At 70.5% G+C, this 15,741-nt stretch carries 15 protein-coding genes; 9 read left to right on the top strand and 6 right to left on the bottom strand.

Annotated features, from left to right (window positions below; genetic code table 11):
* Positions 1 to 585 precede the first annotated feature (585 nt).
* Together VGT06_03435 and yihA are read right to left on the bottom strand one after the other, a co-directional pair.
* The gene (locus tag VGT06_03435; protein ID HEV8662184.1) at positions 586 to 1,050 is read right to left on the bottom strand and encodes a hypothetical protein; all 465 of its coding nucleotides are present in this window, start codon (positions 1,048 to 1,050) and stop codon (positions 586 to 588) included.
* A 66-nt stretch (positions 1,051 to 1,116) separates the two neighbouring features.
* Entirely contained in the window at positions 1,117 to 1,707 is a 591-nt protein-coding gene (gene yihA / locus VGT06_03430; GenBank protein HEV8662183.1) for a ribosome biogenesis GTP-binding protein YihA/YsxC, read from the bottom strand.
* Between the two features lie 83 nt (positions 1,708 to 1,790).
* On the opposite strand from yihA, the gene leuB reads away from it, so the two are divergent.
* The 3 genes from leuB to VGT06_03415 all read left to right on the top strand — a co-directional run bounded on the left by leuB (position 1,791) and on the right by VGT06_03415 (position 4,450).
* Positions 1,791 to 2,867: a 3-isopropylmalate dehydrogenase gene (gene leuB / locus VGT06_03425; GenBank protein ID HEV8662182.1), complete on the top strand. Its 1,077-nt coding sequence runs from the start codon at positions 1,791 to 1,793 to the stop codon at positions 2,865 to 2,867.
* Between the two features lie 114 nt (positions 2,868 to 2,981).
* Positions 2,982 to 3,953, top strand: coding sequence for a TAXI family TRAP transporter solute-binding subunit (locus VGT06_03420; GenBank protein ID HEV8662181.1), 972 nt, complete (start codon positions 2,982 to 2,984; stop codon positions 3,951 to 3,953).
* Between the two features lie 8 nt (positions 3,954 to 3,961).
* A complete protein-coding gene (locus VGT06_03415) occupies positions 3,962 to 4,450 on the top strand; it encodes a DUF1850 domain-containing protein (GenBank protein ID HEV8662180.1) in 489 nt (162 codons plus the stop codon).
* A 3-nt stretch (positions 4,451 to 4,453) separates the two neighbouring features.
* Here the strand turns inward: VGT06_03415 and VGT06_03410 are convergent, their stop codons facing one another.
* Together VGT06_03410 and VGT06_03405 are read right to left on the bottom strand one after the other, a co-directional pair.
* Positions 4,454 to 6,466, bottom strand: a complete 2,013-nt coding sequence (locus VGT06_03410) for a TRAP transporter permease (protein ID HEV8662179.1) — start codon at positions 6,464 to 6,466, stop codon at positions 4,454 to 4,456.
* Positions 6,463 to 7,725 carry a Glu/Leu/Phe/Val dehydrogenase gene (locus VGT06_03405; GenBank protein HEV8662178.1) on the bottom strand — a complete coding sequence of 421 codons (1,263 nt, stop codon included), beginning with the start codon at positions 7,723 to 7,725 and terminating at the stop codon, positions 6,463 to 6,465. Before VGT06_03405 ends, VGT06_03410 begins: the two co-directional genes overlap by 4 nt.
* Positions 7,726 to 7,816: 91 nt before the next feature.
* Between VGT06_03405 and VGT06_03400 the strand changes: the two genes are divergently transcribed.
* Positions 7,817 to 8,224: a carboxymuconolactone decarboxylase family protein gene (locus VGT06_03400; protein ID HEV8662177.1), complete on the top strand. Its 408-nt coding sequence runs from the start codon at positions 7,817 to 7,819 to the stop codon at positions 8,222 to 8,224.
* 44 nt (positions 8,225 to 8,268) lie between these two features.
* Here VGT06_03400 and VGT06_03395 read toward each other — a convergent pair whose 3' ends face one another.
* Both VGT06_03395 and VGT06_03390 read right to left on the bottom strand, forming a co-directional pair.
* Positions 8,269 to 9,186, bottom strand: a complete 918-nt coding sequence (locus tag VGT06_03395; GenBank protein HEV8662176.1) for a TIM barrel protein — start codon at positions 9,184 to 9,186, stop codon at positions 8,269 to 8,271.
* 28 nt (positions 9,187 to 9,214) lie between these two features.
* Positions 9,215 to 10,030, bottom strand: coding sequence for an IclR family transcriptional regulator (locus VGT06_03390; protein HEV8662175.1), 816 nt, complete (start codon positions 10,028 to 10,030; stop codon positions 9,215 to 9,217).
* 416 nt (positions 10,031 to 10,446) lie between these two features.
* Between VGT06_03390 and VGT06_03385 the strand changes: the two genes are divergently transcribed.
* From VGT06_03385 to VGT06_03365, 5 genes are read left to right on the top strand one after another with little or no spacing between them, the layout of a single operon-like run.
* Positions 10,447 to 11,403 (top strand): cyclase family protein, encoded by a 957-nt coding sequence (locus tag VGT06_03385; GenBank protein ID HEV8662174.1) that lies wholly within the window; start codon positions 10,447 to 10,449, stop codon positions 11,401 to 11,403.
* 38 nt (positions 11,404 to 11,441) lie between these two features.
* Positions 11,442 to 12,521 carry a cyclase family protein gene (locus VGT06_03380; GenBank protein HEV8662173.1) on the top strand — a complete coding sequence of 360 codons (1,080 nt, stop codon included), beginning with the start codon at positions 11,442 to 11,444 and terminating at the stop codon, positions 12,519 to 12,521.
* Between the two features lie 51 nt (positions 12,522 to 12,572).
* Positions 12,573 to 13,478 carry a permease gene (locus VGT06_03375; GenBank protein HEV8662172.1) on the top strand — a complete coding sequence of 302 codons (906 nt, stop codon included), beginning with the start codon at positions 12,573 to 12,575 and terminating at the stop codon, positions 13,476 to 13,478.
* Entirely contained in the window at positions 13,475 to 14,167 is a 693-nt protein-coding gene (locus VGT06_03370) for a TIGR03943 family protein (protein ID HEV8662171.1), read from the top strand. The genes VGT06_03375 and VGT06_03370 overlap by 4 nt, the downstream gene beginning before the upstream one ends.
* Before the next feature lie 17 nt (positions 14,168 to 14,184).
* A complete protein-coding gene (locus VGT06_03365) occupies positions 14,185 to 15,603 on the top strand; it encodes an Ig-like domain-containing protein (GenBank protein HEV8662170.1) in 1,419 nt (472 codons plus the stop codon).
* The last annotated feature ends 138 nt before the right edge of the window (positions 15,604 to 15,741 follow it).

The raw sequence follows: 15,741 nt of genomic DNA, 5'->3' as shown, positions 1-15,741 counted from the left end.
GCGCCGCCGGCACATCCTTAGGCTGGAGGTAGTGATGTAGGTCGCCGTGGAGCCGCCCCCCCCCGGCGCGCTGGGGGGGCCCGGCTCCCGAGCATAGGAAGAAGCGGTGGTCAATTGGGGGGGGCTGGAAGTCTGGAAGCGGGCGGACCCCTAAGCGGTGTCTGGGGTCTCTCCCCTTGGGGATCGCAGTGGACGCCACGAGCTGTTCCTGCCCCTGGCCGGTAGCTCGGGGATTTGCCGCCTGGCGACCTCGTGGCGCCAGCGCAGGACGTGGCGTCTCGTGCCGTCCATCTAGCGCCCAACGAGCCGTTCACATCGCAGTCGATGACTTCGCTGCCACTCGGCCATCCCCTCCGCTACTGATGCAGGAGCAGCGAGATACACCGTACATCCGCTCACCAATTGGCATGTGCGACTAGATGAACACAGCCCTTCGTTTTGTCATTGAAGTCGGCCCATTAGCTTCCCGAAAGAAATCCGGACACTGATGCGTAACACAATAATGAGGAAGGAATTTTCATGGCGAGCCGAACCGCATAGCCATCTTTCCCCGGCGGGCTGCCGCCAGCCCCCTCTCCCGCGCTCCTACCTGGGAAATCCTGTTGCCTTCGTGAAAAGGTAGGCCAGAATTCCAACCATCAGCCCTGCCAAGACCTCCATGGTAAGGGTTCCGGTAACGAATCCCCATGCTCCTCCTGCGATCCAGCCAATGGTATATCCGATCTTTTCCATCGCTGTTGCGCGGAGAAGTCCCCCAAGAGACATCACGAATTGTCCGATGCGGCTTCCATACGCTGCCCCGAGGAAAAGCGTCAGCCCGAGTCCAACGGCTAGCGCCGGGATCGCTTCCAGCACGAGGACCACGACGACTGCCTTCCGAACGAATCGTGGAAGGCCGGTCAGCCAGTCCCGGATCTGTCGTCGAAACCAGATCCCTACCCCCAACAAAGTTGTCCCAAGAAACAAGAGGACCCAGGCGGAATAGGGGAGCAGGGGCGCCAGGAGGGCCATCTGAGCCATAAGATAATAGTCTTCCAGCCAGGCTCTCATCCCGACCCTCCTAACGGGCTGATACCTAGGCGGCGGACATTTTCGGGGAGGAGCGAGACGGCTTTCTCAAGCCGGGCCCAGTGCCGCCTCGAGCGCCTCCCAGAGGGCCGCCTCCCCCTCCCCCGTCAGCGCAGAGCAGGGGAGGAGGAGCCCGGGGTCCGACAGGTCGAGGGCTGCTGCGGCCTCTCCGAGACGGGCGGCCCGACGCCCCCGGGGCACCTTGTCGATCTTCGTGAGGACCAGGAGGTGGGCGATTCCCTCCCGGGCGAGCCACGCGCGCATGGTCACGTCCGAGGGCTGGGGGGGGTGGCGCCCATCCATCAGGAGGACCACGCCGCGGAGCGTCGGCCGCGTCTTCACATAGCCCTCGATCATCGGCCCCCAGGTCTCCCGGATCCGGCTCGGGACCGCCGCATACCCGTAGCCCGGCAGGTCGACGAGGTAGAACCGGTCATTCACCAGGAAGAAGTTCAGGACCCGGGTGCGGCCGGGCGTCCGACTCACCCGGGCGACATTCCGCCGGTGAAGCAGCCGGTTGATGAGGGAAGACTTCCCCACGTTGGAGCGCCCGGCGAAGGCCACCTCCGGTAACGCCCGCTTCGGGTACTGGTCGGGGGAGGTGGCGCTCCCGGCGAAGGTCACGGAGGTTACGCGCATGGGCACATCCCGCTTGACCCGTTGCCTCGGGACAACAATACTACGGGCTGCCGGCGCGCGGCCCGGCGTCCGGAGGCGAGACCATGGCGACACAGATCGCGGTCCTGAAGGGCGACGGCATCGGGCCCGAGGTGGTGGACCAGGCCCTCCTGGTGCTGCAGGCGGCCGCCACCCGATTCGGCCTCGCGCTCACCTTCCGCGAGGCCCTGCTCGGCGGGGCGGCCGTGGACGCGACCGGGGACCCGCTCCCGGAGGAGACGCTCGCCCGCTGCCGGGAGAGCCGCGCGATCCTCCTCGGCGCCGTCGGCGGGCCGAAGTGGGACAGGCTGCCCACGGAGCAGCGACCCGAGCGGGGCATCCTGCGCCTCCGGGCCGCCCTGGGCCTGTACGCCAACCTCCGGCCCGCCCGCCTCTCTCCCGCGCTCGTCGAGGCCTCCAGCCTGAAGCGCGAGGTGGTCGAGGGAACGGACCTCCTGGTCGTCCGGGAGCTGACCGGCGGGCTCTACTTCGGCACGCCCCGGGGGATCGAACGGGTTCCGGACGGGGAGCGGGCCGTGGACACCCTCGCCTACACGACGGCGGAGATCACCCGGATCGCGCGGGTCGCCTTCGAGGCGGCAGCGGGCCGCCGGAAGAAGGTCACCTCCGTGGACAAGGCCAACGTCCTCGCCTCCTCGGAGCTGTGGCGGCAAGTCGTGGAGGCGGTCCACCGCGACTTCCCGGGGGTCACGCTCGAGCACATGTACGTGGACTCCTGCGCCATGCAGCTCATCCGGAGCCCGCGGGCCTTCGACGTGATCCTGACCGAGAACATGTTCGGCGACATCCTGAGCGACGAGGCGGCGATGCTGACCGGATCCATCGGGATGCTCCCCTCGGCGAGCCTCGGGGCGGAGATCGGGCTGTACGAACCGATCCACGGGACCGCGCCGGACCTGGTCGGGAAGGACGTGGCGAATCCCATCGCGGCCGTCCTCTCCGGCGCGCTCCTGTGCCGGTACTCGCTCCGCCGCGAGGACGTCGCGGCCGCCATCGAGCGGGCCGTGGAAGCGATCCTCGCCGCCGGCTGGCGGACGGCCGACCTGGCCCGGCCCGGAGAGGCGACCATCGGCACGACCGAGATGGGCCGTCGCCTCGCCGAGGCGGTGGCGCGCCCCTGAGCCGGGACGGGCAGTCCGGCGCGGCTCTTGACTTTGCCGGGCCCCTGCCCTAGCGTGACGCTGCCCCACCACAGTGCTCGCGCCCTTCCCATCGCCACGAGAAGGAGGACGACCATGAAGGATCGGTCCTGGCGTCTTTTCCGGGGGCTGCTCGCGGGTCTCGTCCTGCTGGCCCTCGCCGCGGCCCCGCCGCTTCAGGCCCAGCAGAAGCGCCTCGTCACCATCGCCTCCGGCTGGGTGGTGGGCGTCTACTACCCGCTGGCCGGGGCCATCTCCCGGATCGTCCACACGAAGCTGCCGGGCGTCCGGGCGACGGTGGAGTCCTCCGGGGCCTCGGTGGCCAACGCGAAGCTCATCGCGAGTGGGGACGCCGACTTCGCGCTCCTCCAGAATGATATCGCCTTCTACGCCGTAAACGGCACGCTGATGTTCGCCGGCCAGCCGGTCAAGAACATGGGCGGCGTCTTCACCCTCTACCCCGAGCTGATCCAGGTGGTCGCTACCAAGGCCTCGGGGGTCAAGAGCATCCGGGACCTGAAGGGCAAGCGCGTCGCCATCGGCCCCCTCGGGAGCGGGACCGAGGCCAACACGGTCCAGATCCTCGAGGCCTACGGGATGACCCTGGACGCCCTGGGGAAAGTCGAGCGGATCGGCCCCGCCGAGGCCTCCGACCAGCTGAAGGACGGCCGCATTGACGCCGGCTTCTACACCACCGGCCTCGGCGCTGCCGTCATCCTGGACACCTTCATCAGCGAGAAGGTGGCGATGGTGCCGGTCGCCGGACGGGAGGCCGAGGCCCTGAAGAAGAAGTACCCGTTTTATACGGTGACCCGGATCCCGGCCGGGACCTACCGGGGCCAGGACGCAGACGTGACGACCGTCGCGGTCATGGCCATGATGGTCGCCCGCTCCGACCTGTCCGAGGACCTGGTCTACGACCTGACCAAGGCCGTCTTCGAGAACCTGGAGACCTTCCACAGCGCCCACGCCGCCGCCAAGAACCTGACCCTGAAGAGCGCGCGGGAAGGCATGCCGATCCCGCTGCACCCGGGGGCGCAGCGCTTCTACCGCGAGAAGGGCGCGTAGGAGGGCGCGTGGCCCGCATCGTGCGGAGGGCCGCCCCCCTGGCCGCGGGGGCGGCCCTCCTCCTCACCCTGGTCCCGGTCCGGGCTTTGACCGTCCGGGAGGCCGGGAGCGGGCAGCTGCTGTACGCCGCCCGCGTACAGGCCGGGGAGGCCGTGTCCCTCGAGTACATGCACTCGGTGGACCGCGTCCCGGTGACCGGCCGCTTCCGGGTGGCCGCGGATGGCGCGCTCACCCTGGAGGAGACGGTAGCGCCCGCCTTCGGCGCCGGCCTCCCGCGCCTCGGCCCCGGGGAGCCCTACCGGCTCACCGGCGGCCTGCTCCGGTCGCCCGAGAGCGTGCGCCTCACGGAGCTGCCCCTTCTCGTCCACCCGGTGGCCCGGATGCAGCTCTCCCTCCGGGGGCGCGAGGTCCCCCTCGCCGCCCTGCCGGGCGCCCCGGCTCGCGTGCGGGTGCGGGTGGAGCGCCTCCCGGCGCTGCGGCTGCTGCTCGCCTCCTGAGCCTCACGCCTCTCCCGCTCGCTGCCGCCGGCGCTGCAGGACGACCACGACCGCCACGCCGAGCATCCCGAGGACGTCCGTCACCCACCCCGCCCAGACCAGCCCCACGGCCGACACGCAGAGGATCACCCGCTCCGTCAGGCGTGCCGGGATCAGGAAGTAGCCCTGCATCCCGGCCGCGAGCGCGTACATCCCCACCGAGGCGGTGACGAAGATCCAGGCCGCCTCCAGCACCGTCGTGTTGATGAGGAGCATCTGGGGCGCGTTGATGAACATGAAGGGGAGAAGGAACGTCCGCATGTCTAACTTAAAGGCCTGCCAGCCGGTCCGGACCGGGTCGGATCCGGCGATCCCGGCCGCGGCGTAGGCGGCGAGGCCCACGGGCGGCGTGTCGTCAGCCAGGATCCCGAAGTAGAAGACGAAGAGGTGGATGGCGATGATCGGGATGGTGGGGGCCACCGCCTGCAGGGCCGGCGCCGTGATCGTCGCCATGATGATGTACGTGGCGGTCGTGGGGACCCCCATTCCCAGGATCAGGCAGGCCAGCATGGTGAGGAAGAGGCTCGGGAGCAGGTAGCCTCCCGAGAGCCGGAGGAGGATGTCCGCCATGTTCAGACCGAGGCCGGTCAGCGTCACTACCCCCACGATGATCCCGGCGCAGGCGCAGGTCGCCCCCACGCCGGCCATCGTCCTGGCCCCCAGGAAGAGCGCGGTCACCAGCCGCTGCGCCGTGTCGGCGAGTTCCGCCCCCGCCCCCGACCCGGCGTGGGCTGCCTGGAGCGACCGCAGGAGGCCCGAGGCGGCGAAGATCCCGAGGGCGGACATCGTCCCCATGAAGGCGGCGGTGAGGGGGGTGGACCGCTGCCAGATCAGGTAGTAGAGGAGGACCGCGACGGGGAAGAGGAAGTGAAGACCCCGGAGGAACGTCCGCCAGAACGGGGGAAGGTCGCTCTTCGGCAGCCCGCTGATGCCCTCCTTGAGCGCCAAGAGGTGCACGGCGCCGAGCAGCGCCAACTGGTCAATGACGGCGGGCAGCACGGCGGCCTTCGCGACCTCCAGGTAGGGGATGCCCAGCCACTCGGCCATGACGAAGGCGGCGGCCCCCATCACCGGGGGCATGATCTGGCCGTTCCCGCCCGCTGCCGTCTCGATCCCCCCCGCCACCTCCGCCTTGAACCCGACTCGCTTCATGAGCGGGATCGTCATGCTGCCGACGGTGGCGGTATTCGCGATGGAGGAGCCGGAGATGGTCCCCATGAAGGCGCTCGCCACCACGGCCGCCTTGGCCGGCCCGCCCCGTGTGTGGCCGAAGAGGGAAAAGGCGAGCTGAATGAGGTACTCGCCGGCCCCCGTCCGCTCCAGGACGGCCCCGAAGAGGACGAACCCGAAGACGAACGTCGCGGAGACCCAGAGGGGAATGCCGAAAACGCCTTCCGTGGTGAAGTAGAGGTGGTCCACTACCCGCCGGAGAGTGTAGCCCCGGTGGGCTACGAGGTCGGGGAGGTAAGGGCCGACAAAGGCATACAGGACGAAGGCGCTCGCGATCGCCGGGAGGAAGATGCCGACGGCGCGCCGGGAGGCCTCCAGGATGAACACCATGGCGGCGGCGCCGGTGAGGATGTCCAGGGGCGTGGGGTCGCCGACCCGGGTGACCAGGGCCCGGTAGTGGACCACCACGTAGAGGGCGACCCAGGACGCGCAGGCCGCCAGCAGGTAGTCGCTCCACGGGGGAGAGGCGCGGCGGGCCTTCTTCGAGCCCGGGTAAAAGAGGAAGCAGAGGGCGAGGGCGAAGGCCAGGTGGACTGCCCGCTGGAGGACCCCCGGGAGGGTCCCGAAGGCCGCCGTGTAGAGCTGGAATCCCGAGAAGGCGAGGGCGAGACCGCCCGCGAAGTAGAGGGGGAGACCGGTGAGGCGGCGGGCGCCGAACTCGGCCTGCTCGACCAGGCGCTCGGCCTGCGCCGAGGTCGCGCGGTCGGCGGCGAGCGGGGCCGGCGGGGAAGGTCCCGGACCGCTCATGGGTACAGGCCCCGGAGGCGCTTCGCCTCCGCCACGCGCTGCACCCCCAGCATGGTGGCGGCGCGGCGCAGGTCCACGCCCCGGGCCGTGGCGAGACCCCGGACCTCGGCGAAGGCCCCCGTCATGAGGGAACGGAGGCGCTGGGTGATCTGCTCCTCCGTCCAGAAGTACATCTGCAGGTCCTGGACCCACTCGAAGTAGGAGACGGTGACCCCGCCGGCGTTGGCCAAGATGTCCGGGACCACGAAGATCCCGCGCCGCGCGAGCATCGCGTCCGCCTCCGGGAGGGTGGGACCGTTGGCGCCCTCCACGATGATCCGGGCCCGGATCTGCTCCGCGTTGGCAGGCGTGATCTGTCCCTGCAGGGCGGCGGGGATCAGGATGTCGCAGGGGCAGGTGAGCAGCTCCGCGTTCGCGATCCGCTCCGCTCCCGGGAACCTCTCCACGTACTTGTTCTCCCGGACGTGCTCCAGCAGGCGCGGAACATCGAGCCCGGCCCCGCTGGTGATCCCCCCCCGGACGTCGCTCACCGCGACGATGCGGCAGCCGGCCTCGTGCAGGAGGCGGGCGGCCACGCCGCCCACGTTCCCGAACCCCTGCACGGCCACGGCCGCCCCGGCGAGGGGGCGGCCCGTGGCCCGGCACGCCTCCTCCGCCATGATCGCCACCCCCCGTCCCGTCGCCTCGAGTCGCCCCAGCGTCCCGCCGAGGAGGACCGGCTTCCCCGTCACCACCCCGGGTACCGTCCCCCCCTTCTGCATGCTGTAGGTGTCCATGATCCAGGCCATGGTCTGGTCGTTCGTGTACAGGTCGGGGGCCGGGACGTCCCGGTCGGGGCCGATCGCCAGGACGATCTCGGACGTGTAGCGGCGGGTCATCCGCTCCAGCTCGCCGGCCGACATCGTCTCGGGGTCGCACCGCACGCCGCCCTTGGCCCCGCCGTAGGGGAGGCCCATCAGGGCGCACTTCCAGGTCATGAGCATCGCGAGGGCGGTGACCTCCTCGAGCGTGGTGTCGGGGTGGTAGCGGATGCCCCCCTTGCCGGGCCCAAGGGTGACGTTGTGCTGGACGCGGTAGCCGAGGAAGACCCGGGTGCGGCCGTCATCCATCCGGGTGGGGATGGATACCATCAGCGCCCGCTTCGGGTAGCGGAGACGCTCATGGATGCCGGGGTCCAGGCGCAACGCGGCAGCGGCCTCATCCAGGAGGATGAGCGCGCTCTGGTAGAGGGTGTTCGGGCTCCCCGTGAGGGACTCCACGGAATCCTCGCCGGCTTGACCCGCTCCGGCCGCCGTGGTAGAGGAAGGACTTCGCGCGTTCCCCCCCCGATTCCAACCGCGAGGAGGTGCCATGGCGACCCGGAAGAAGCGCGCCGCGCGGCGGCGCCCGGGCCGGGCCAAAGCGTTGGCGGCCCAGATCCGGCGCGACCGCGGCTACACGTACCCGGAGTGGGAGCTGGCCAGCCGGCTTGACCCCGCCTTCATGGAGGCCTACAACGGGCTCTACCGGCGCTCGCTCGGGATGAGCCACGCGCTCCCCCTGAAGTATCGGGAGCTGGTGGCGAGCGCCGTCCTCGCCTACCGGGGCGAGGAGCGCTCCCTGATCCTGCACCTGCGCCGCGCCCGGGCGCTTGGGGCGACGGAGGCCGAGATGCTGGACGCCTTCGAGGGCGCCGTGATGCCCGGGGGCGCGCTCACGCTCCTCCGGGGGCTCCGGGCGCTTCTGCGCCTCCGGGCCGAGAGGCGCCGGAGGCCCTAGGCTGTCCCTCGCGCGCCGGGCGGCAGGGGTCGTGCTTTCGGGCCCTAGAGGCGGGCCCAGGCGTCAAGCAGCGTGCGCTTGGCCCCGGCGATGACCGCCTCCGAGGACTCCCCCGGCTGGGGCTTGACCTCGAAGGCCACGATCGGCCGCTTGCCCTTCCCCAGGTAGCCGATGGCGAACAATTCCTTCAGGAAGGCGAGGAGCTGGGGGACGTCGTTCTCCCCGCCCGGCAGCCCGAAGCGGGGATGCTGGTCCCCGTAGGCCGGGTGGCCGGCCTGGAGCACGCAGTTGCCGATGTGGATGTGGCCGATCTGCCCCTTCGCCGCGGCGAAGGCCTGCTTCGGGGTCTCGTGCTGGAGCGGGAGGTGGCTGAGGTCGAGCATGAGCCCGAACTCCTTGTGCCGCTTCCGGACCGCGCGGGAGATGGTTGCCCCGTCCCGGTTTGGACCGATGAGGCACTTCTTGTCAATATCGTAATCGAAGGTCTCCAGGAGGAGCCGGAGGCCCTTGGCGGCGCAGGCATCCCCGATCTCCAGGAGAGAGTCCGTGAGGCGCTGCATCGCCTCCCCCCGCCGGGCCGTGACGTTGGGCCCCGACAGGACCGCGAAGGCGGTCGCCCCGAGCGCCGCAGCCTCGTCCACGCAGGCCTTCATCCGCTCCACCCCCCGCTTCCGCTCGGCCGGATCGAGGCTGTTCAGGTTGAGCTTCTCCGTGAGCAGGACCGGCTGGGCCCCGTAGCCCACCTCGACGTGGCTCTGGGCAGACAGCCGGGCGACCGTCTGCCGGGCAGCGGGGTCCTTCACCTGGGTCACCTCGATCGCCCCGAAAAACTCATCCTCCAGGATCCGGCGGACGGTCTCCACCACCGGTCCCTCCCCCTTCAGGCATTCGGGGTAGGCCATAAAATGGACGATGCCGACCCGCATCGCGGCGTGCAGCGAATCCCGCATGATCCCCTCCATCCGCCGCCCTTCGCCGGGCCGCTCGGCCCTAGCGGCGGGCGGCAGCCGGGGCGGCCGCCGCCGCCCCCTGGTAGCCGAGCTCCTGCGAGAGGCCTCTCCCCTCCTCTACGAGGAGGGGGATGAGCTGCTCCCGTTTCGCCGCCGTCAAGCGGACCGTGGGCGCGGAGATCCCCAGCGCCGCCACCACCCGACCGGTGTGGTCCCGCAGCGGGGCTGCCAGGCAGGAGGCCCCCTCCTCGCACTCCTCCCGGTCCAGCGCGTAGCCCTGGGCCGCCACCCGGTCCAGCTCCTGGCGCAAGGCGCCGAGGTCGGTGATGGTGTTCCGGGTGAGAGGGGTGAGGGTGAGGCGGCCCAGGAGCTCCTCCCGCTCCTCCGGTGGCAGGTCCGCCACGAGCACCTTCCCCACGGCCGTGCAGTAGAGGGGGGCGCGGTGCCCGATCCGGGAGAAGAACCGGACGCTCTGGGTGCTCTCGGCCTTGTCCAGGTAGACGGCTTCCTCCCGGTCCATCGCCACCAGGTTCGCCGTCTCCCCCGTCCGCTGGGCCAGGCGTTGCAGGGCGGGCTGGGCGGCCCGTCTGAGGTCCATGTGCTCGAGGTACGCCTGCCCCAGGACGAAGGTCCTGAGGCCCAGGGCGTACTTGCCGGTCTCCGGGTCCTGCCTCACGTACCCCCGGGTGATCAGGGTCGCCAGCAGGCGGTGGACCGTGCTGACGTGCAGGCGCACCCGCTTGCTGAGCTCGGCGATCCCGATCGCGCGGCCCTGAGCGGCCAGTGCGTCCAGGAGGGAGAGGGCCCGGACCACCGAGGAGACCACGTTGGCGTTGCCGCCCCGCTGTCGCCGCACCGCCGGCTCCACTCCCCCCGGTCGCCATACTTTCGGATCGTAGAAAGTGATTTCATTCTAGGAGCGAGGTGAGATGTATGTCAAAGCAATTCCTCGCCAAGCGGCACCGCTGGAGGATGCGGTGGGCCCTGCCCCTCGCTACCGACGCCCTGGCGCGGGGACTGGATCACTTGACAACGCTCCCCTTCGCCCCTAGGATGGCGGCGACCTTCAACGACCCTGCCCCTCAACTCTCCGCGCGGACTCCGATGCGAACGGGATCCCCATCCCTGCCGAGGCTCGAGGTCTCCATCGAAGCCCATTGTTCTCCCGCGCGCGAAGAAACCGCGGGCCCCCAGGCAATAGGGATGGGGGTCCGTGCCTTACGTTCGGCACTCACCGCAACGGGTGCGGTGACATTTCACAGGAGGGCGCCGATGAAGCGGCATGGGTGGCGTGGACTCCTCGTGCGGTCCTCGGTGGCGCTCACGATCGCCATTGTGGCGATGGGGGCGGCGTTCAGCAGCCCGCCTCAGGCCGAAGCGCAGGATGTCGCGGAGCGGTTGGCCGCCGCATTTCGGGACGCGGAGGTGATTGACCTGACGGTCCTCATCTCGGAGCAGTTACCGGCCCACTGGCCGACGCACGCCCCGTTTCAGCGGTGGACCTTCAACTGGTTCAAGCCGGTCAAGGGGGCGTACACCGACAACCTGGCGCAAAGCGTCTTCCCCTACTACGGCCAGCGGTACGTGATCGACGAGCACACCGGCACGCAGCTTGACTGCCCGGCGCACTTCATCCCGCCGGAGGGGAGCGGCATGCCGTTCGCCGGCCCGATGGGAAAGATGACCTGCGAGAAGATGCCGATCACGCAGTGGATCGGGCCGGCCGTCGTGATTGACGTCCGGGACATCCTCGACAAGGCTCCGAACGGCAAGAGCCCGCAGATCACGCCGAAGATCGTGCAGGACTGGGAGGCGAAGCACGGCTCGCTCAAGAAGGGGGACATCGTCCTCTTCTACTCCAGCTACTCGGACCGCTACTACAAGCCCTTCCCCGAGGGGAACCGGCTGGCCTTCGAGCCCCTGATCCTCCAGAACAAGCCCGGCTGGCCGGCCCCCAGCCCGGAGGCGATGGAGTACCTCCACTCGAAGGGCATCATGCACGTCGGAACCGACGGCCCCAGCATGGGCTTCGTCGAGGGAGGCCAGAGCACCCATGTGGCCGGCTTGAAGTACGGCATGTCGTGGGACGAGCTGCTGACGAACCTCGGCAAGCTCCCGGCGCGTGGGGCCTTCTACATCTCGCTCCCGGTCAAGATCATTGACGGCAGCGGCGCGAATACCCGGGGCATTGGCATCAAGGCCCGCGGACAGAAGGGGGTCGGGGAGTAGGCGTTGGCGTGGATCTGCTTTCCCCTGTGGAGGGCCAGATGAGAGCCGTGTCGAGGATCTCCGCGCTCACGCTGGTGGGAGCGATCTGTATGCTCGGCGCGACGGCCGCGAAGTCCCAGCAGGAACCGGTCAGCGACAAGCCGTTCCAGGAAAGGTGGGCGCCCACCGAGTTCGGGCCCGGCGACAAGGCCGGCGCCGTCAACCGGACCACGCCTGCCCTCGTGCTGAAGGCTGTGAGGCTGGTCAAGCAGGGGAAGACCGCGGCGCTCGGCAAGCTGTACATGTCCGACATCCCGGTCTTCGGCGCCCGCTCGTGGACCATGAGCATCCCCGGCACGCCCACCGGGGGCCCGTTCGGCAAGAACGCGCTGGTCTACCACGATGAGTTCGTCGCCACCGAGCTCGGCCAGATCGGCACCCAGTTCGACGGCCCGGGCCACATCGGCGTTCGCACTTCGAAGGGCGACGTCTTCTACAACGGCCGGTTCGTCAAGGACACCTACCAGCGCGGCGCGGGCGGCCGGGTCGTCGGGCTCGGCGACCTCGGCGTCGAGCACGTGGCCGAGAAGGGGTTCATCTGCCGCGGCCTGCTCCTCGACGCGCCGGCGTACCGGGGCATGAGACGGCTGCCGATCCCGAAGGACACCAAGAGCCCGGGGATCATCACCGCCGCCGACGTCCAGGCGATGGTCAAGCGCCAGGGCCTCTCGGAGATCGGCGAGGGGGACTGCGTCTTCCTCTACACCGGCCACGGCGACCTCTGGGCAAATGCGGAGTGGAAGTCGCTCTCCGCCGAGGAGAAGGCGAAGCGCCGCGCCGAGTTCACCTCGGGCGAGCCGGGATTCGGCATCAGCGCCTGCCAGTACATGGCGGATCGGAAGATCATCCTGACCGGCGGCGACACCTCGGCCAACGACGCCCAGCCGGTGGGGGAGGAGGAGGACTTCGCGGTGCCCTGCCACACCGAGATGCAGACGCGGCGCGGGATCTGGAACATCGAAAACCTCGACTTCACCCCGCTGCTGAAGGAGAAGGCCTACGAGTTCCTGTTCGTCTGGGCCCCGCTGAAGATCGTCGGCGGGACCGGCTCGCCAGGCAACCCGGTCGCCCTGTGGTAGCCCGGTAGCACTACCGCACGCAGGCTGTCCGGGATCCCCAAGGAGTCGCGGGTGGATTGGGTCGGCCGGGGACAGGAGGGGGTCACGATCTTCCTGGGGGTCCTCATCGAGGCGATCCCGTTTCTGCTCCTCGGGGTGCTGGTCTCGCAGGGACTCGCCCTTGCCCTCAAGGGCGACCGGGTGCTCAAGTGGCTGCCGCGCGGCCGGTTCGCGTCCCTTGCCGCCCTCGCCGGGCTAGGCGCGCTCTTCCCGGTGTGCGAGTGTGGCAACGTGCCGGTCGCGCGGCGGCTGGCCGCGCGCGGAGTCCCCGCCGCGGGCGCGATGGTTTTTCTCCTTGCCGCGCCCGCGTTGAACCCGGTCGTGGCCCTTTCGACCTTTGCGGCCTTCCGCCAGCAACCCGTCATCGTCGTCTACCGGCTCGGCCTCACCTTCGCTGTCGCGCTCGGGGTCGGGCTCCTCCTGAGCCTCCATCCCCGCCCGGCTGACCTCCTGCGGCGCCCGGCCCCCGGCGCGGGCCACCAGGTGGAGGGGCCAGTTCCCACGTCCTGGGTCGGGCGGGCGGGGCGTTTCGCGCGGGGCGTCCTCGGCGAGTTCGCCGAGATGGGCGCGGTCCTGGTCGTGGGGGCGGGGCTCGCGGCACTGACCCAGATGTTCGTGCCGCGCGGCCTCCTCCTCCAGGTCGGGCAGGGGCCTGTCCTTTCGGTCGTGGCGATGATGGGGCTCGCCGCCCTCCTGTCGGTCTGCTCGACGGTGGATGCGTTCGTGGCACTCGCCTACGCTGGCACCTTCACGGACGGCTCCCTCGTCGCCTTCCTCGTCTTCGGCCCGATGATCGACATCAAGGCGGTGCTGCTCATGCTCACCGCCTTCAACTGGAAGGCGGTGGCGCTCGTTACCGTCGTGGTTGCCGAGGCGGTCTTCCTGATCGGCCTCGGCCTGAACTACTGGGTCACATGAACCGCGCGGCGCCGCTCATTGCCCTCGGCTACGGAGCGTACCTCCTCTACGCCTTCTGGACCGGCACCCTCTACTTCTACATCCACCCGATCTACCTCCTCCCGGCCGTGGCGACCGGCGTCCTCCTCCTCGCCCTCGCCGCGGCCGGGCGGCAGGGGGGTGAGCCCGGCGGGCACGGCAGCCCGCCGCCCCTGGCGATCGCCGTCCTCGTCCTCCCCCTCGCCCTCGGGTTCCTCCTGCCGCCGAAGCCGCTCGGCCTCGCGACCGCGGCCCAGCGCGGCGTCGATGCCTTGCCGCTCGGGCGGCTCGACGACCCCCCCGAGTTCCGCGTCGAGCAGCGGCCGGAGACGTACACCATCAAGGACTGGGTGAAGGCGATGCAGGCCGATCCCGAGCCGGGCCGGCACGCGGGGAAGCCGGTGCGGGTGATCGGCTTCGTCTATCGGAATGACCGGTTGCCGGGCGACTGGTTCCTCGTGGCGCGCTTCGTCGTCCAGTGCTGCGCCATCGACGCGACGCCGATCGGCCTCCCCGTCCGCGCGCCCGAGGGCAAGGTGCCGGAAGCGGGGAGCTGGGTCTCCGTCGAGGGGACGTGGGAGGTCGCCGAGGTCCGGGAGGAGCGGAAGGCGGTGATCGCCCCGGCCACCGTCACGCCGACCGAGCGTCCCGAGCAGCCCTACCTCTACTGACACCGGACCGAGCGTCCGTGAGCCCGACCCACCGCTTCGAGGCCCTCGCCGCGCTCGTCGTCCTCGCCCTGGCGGCGGTGATCGGCCTGGTCATCGTCTTCGGGGAGCCGAGGCCGCTCGCCATCGTCGACGCCCGCCCGACCGACGGCACCGCCGGGGTGTCGATCACGACCCAGATCATGGTCGTCTTCAGCCGCCCGGTCGACGAGGCGTCCGTCCGCGCGGCGCTCTCGGTCGAGCCGCAAACGGAGGGTTTCGTCAGCGCGGCTGGCCGGCGCGCCGCGTTCACGCCCCGGACCGGCTTGACGGCCGACACCGAGTACACGGTGACGCTGGGCATCGGTGTGCGGGACCGCGCCGGGCGGTCGCTCCCGCGGCCGATCACCCTCCGGTTCCGGACCCGCGGCCAAGCGCTCGTGGTGCGGACAGCCGACGGCCGCCTCCTCCGGGCGACGCTCGACGGCGCGACCGAGCCACTCGCCGGTCCCGGCATCGGGGAGTTCGCCGCCAGCGCCGCGGGGGACCTGGCGTACGTCCTGCCGGCCGAAGGGGTGCTCGTCATCAAGCCGGCCGGGCCGGGGGGCATCCGGCGGATCGCCCTCCCGAAGGCCGGGGGGTTAGAGTCCGGGGTGTACGGGGCCGCCACGCGTGCCGTCGAGATACACGACCTGACCTGGGCGCCGGGCGGCGCGGTGCTGGGCTTCCTCGCCCCGCGCCGTGACGGCGTGGTCCTCCCCTACCTTGTCCATCTCACGGAGGCGATCCCGACGGTCGAGCCATTCGGGCCGCCGCCCCGACCGATCCCCGGCGGCTCCCCCCTCGTGGTGGAGGCGCTCAAGAAATCGCTCGTCGAAATCGTCTACCGGCGCGAGGCGTTCGCCTTCACACCGGACGGCCGCGGCCTCATCGTTCGGGACCAGAACTGGGACTACGTGGTCTTCGGGTTCGACGGGTCGCGGCGCGGCGCCTTCGGCGCGTTCCTCGCGGTCGGCAACGTGTCGCCGCGCGGCGACTTCGTCGCCTTCATGGACGTCGACCCGGCCGACCCGGCGCTGAAACGCCTGGTCGTCGCGTACGAGCGGACCGGTCGCCTCCGCTCGCTCTCCCCACCCGACCGCGACAGCCACTCGGCCCGCTTCGCCCACCGGACCGATCGCGTCGTGTACGCGACGGGCGAGCCCATCGGCCCCCCTGGCGAGCGCCGGTACGCCCTCGATGTGGTGGACCTGGCGACCGGGATCCGGCGGCGTCTGACCCATCCACCGGCAGGCGAGAGCGACGAGGGGCCGCGCTGGGCCCCGGATGACACGTGGATCGCCTTCCGCCGCGCCCCCGCCGGGGCGCCGGAGCGCGGGAGGGTGTGGGTGGTCCCCGCCGATGGGGGCACCGCCCGCCCTCTGGCCACTGCCGCCACCGCCGCCCGCTGGAGCCCGTGAGGCAGGCAGAGTGAGCTCCGTTCGGCCGTTACCGGAGGCGCAGTGTCTGCCCAAAAATGCCTTGACAACTTTCCCCTGTTCCCCTGAGAATCCCCTCGCATCTCCTGCGAGCCTTTCCGCGCCATTCTCACGCAGGCT

The sequence above is a fragment of the Candidatus Methylomirabilis sp. genome (genome assembly GCA_036000645.1).
In the GTDB taxonomy this organism is placed as follows: Bacteria; Methylomirabilota; Methylomirabilia; order Methylomirabilales; family JACPAU01; genus JACPAU01.
Note: the sequence above shows the minus strand (reverse complement) of the source record. Positions and strands in the feature narration are given on the sequence as shown.

What these genes read in the sequence shown, in the direction of transcription:
- VGT06_03435 (HEV8662184.1), bottom strand. Translation starts at nt 1,050, where the DNA reads ATGAGAGCCTGGCTGGAAGACTATTATCTTATGGCTCAGATGGCCCTC.
- VGT06_03410 (HEV8662179.1), bottom strand. Translation starts at nt 6,466, where the DNA reads ATGAGCGGTCCGGGACCTTCCCCGCCGGCCCCGCTCGCCGCCGACCGC.
- VGT06_03380 (HEV8662173.1), top strand. Translation starts at nt 11,442, where the DNA reads ATGAGAGCCGTGTCGAGGATCTCCGCGCTCACGCTGGTGGGAGCGATC.
- VGT06_03420 (HEV8662181.1), top strand. Translation starts at nt 2,982, where the DNA reads ATGAAGGATCGGTCCTGGCGTCTTTTCCGGGGGCTGCTCGCGGGTCTC.
- leuB (HEV8662182.1), top strand. Translation starts at nt 1,791, where the DNA reads ATGGCGACACAGATCGCGGTCCTGAAGGGCGACGGCATCGGGCCCGAG.
- VGT06_03395 (HEV8662176.1), bottom strand. Translation starts at nt 9,186, where the DNA reads ATGGAGGGGATCATGCGGGATTCGCTGCACGCCGCGATGCGGGTCGGC.
- VGT06_03385 (HEV8662174.1), top strand. Translation starts at nt 10,447, where the DNA reads ATGAAGCGGCATGGGTGGCGTGGACTCCTCGTGCGGTCCTCGGTGGCG.
- VGT06_03370 (HEV8662171.1), top strand. Translation starts at nt 13,475, where the DNA reads ATGAACCGCGCGGCGCCGCTCATTGCCCTCGGCTACGGAGCGTACCTC.
- VGT06_03400 (HEV8662177.1), top strand. Translation starts at nt 7,817, where the DNA reads ATGGCGACCCGGAAGAAGCGCGCCGCGCGGCGGCGCCCGGGCCGGGCC.
- yihA (HEV8662183.1), bottom strand. Translation starts at nt 1,707, where the DNA reads ATGCGCGTAACCTCCGTGACCTTCGCCGGGAGCGCCACCTCCCCCGAC.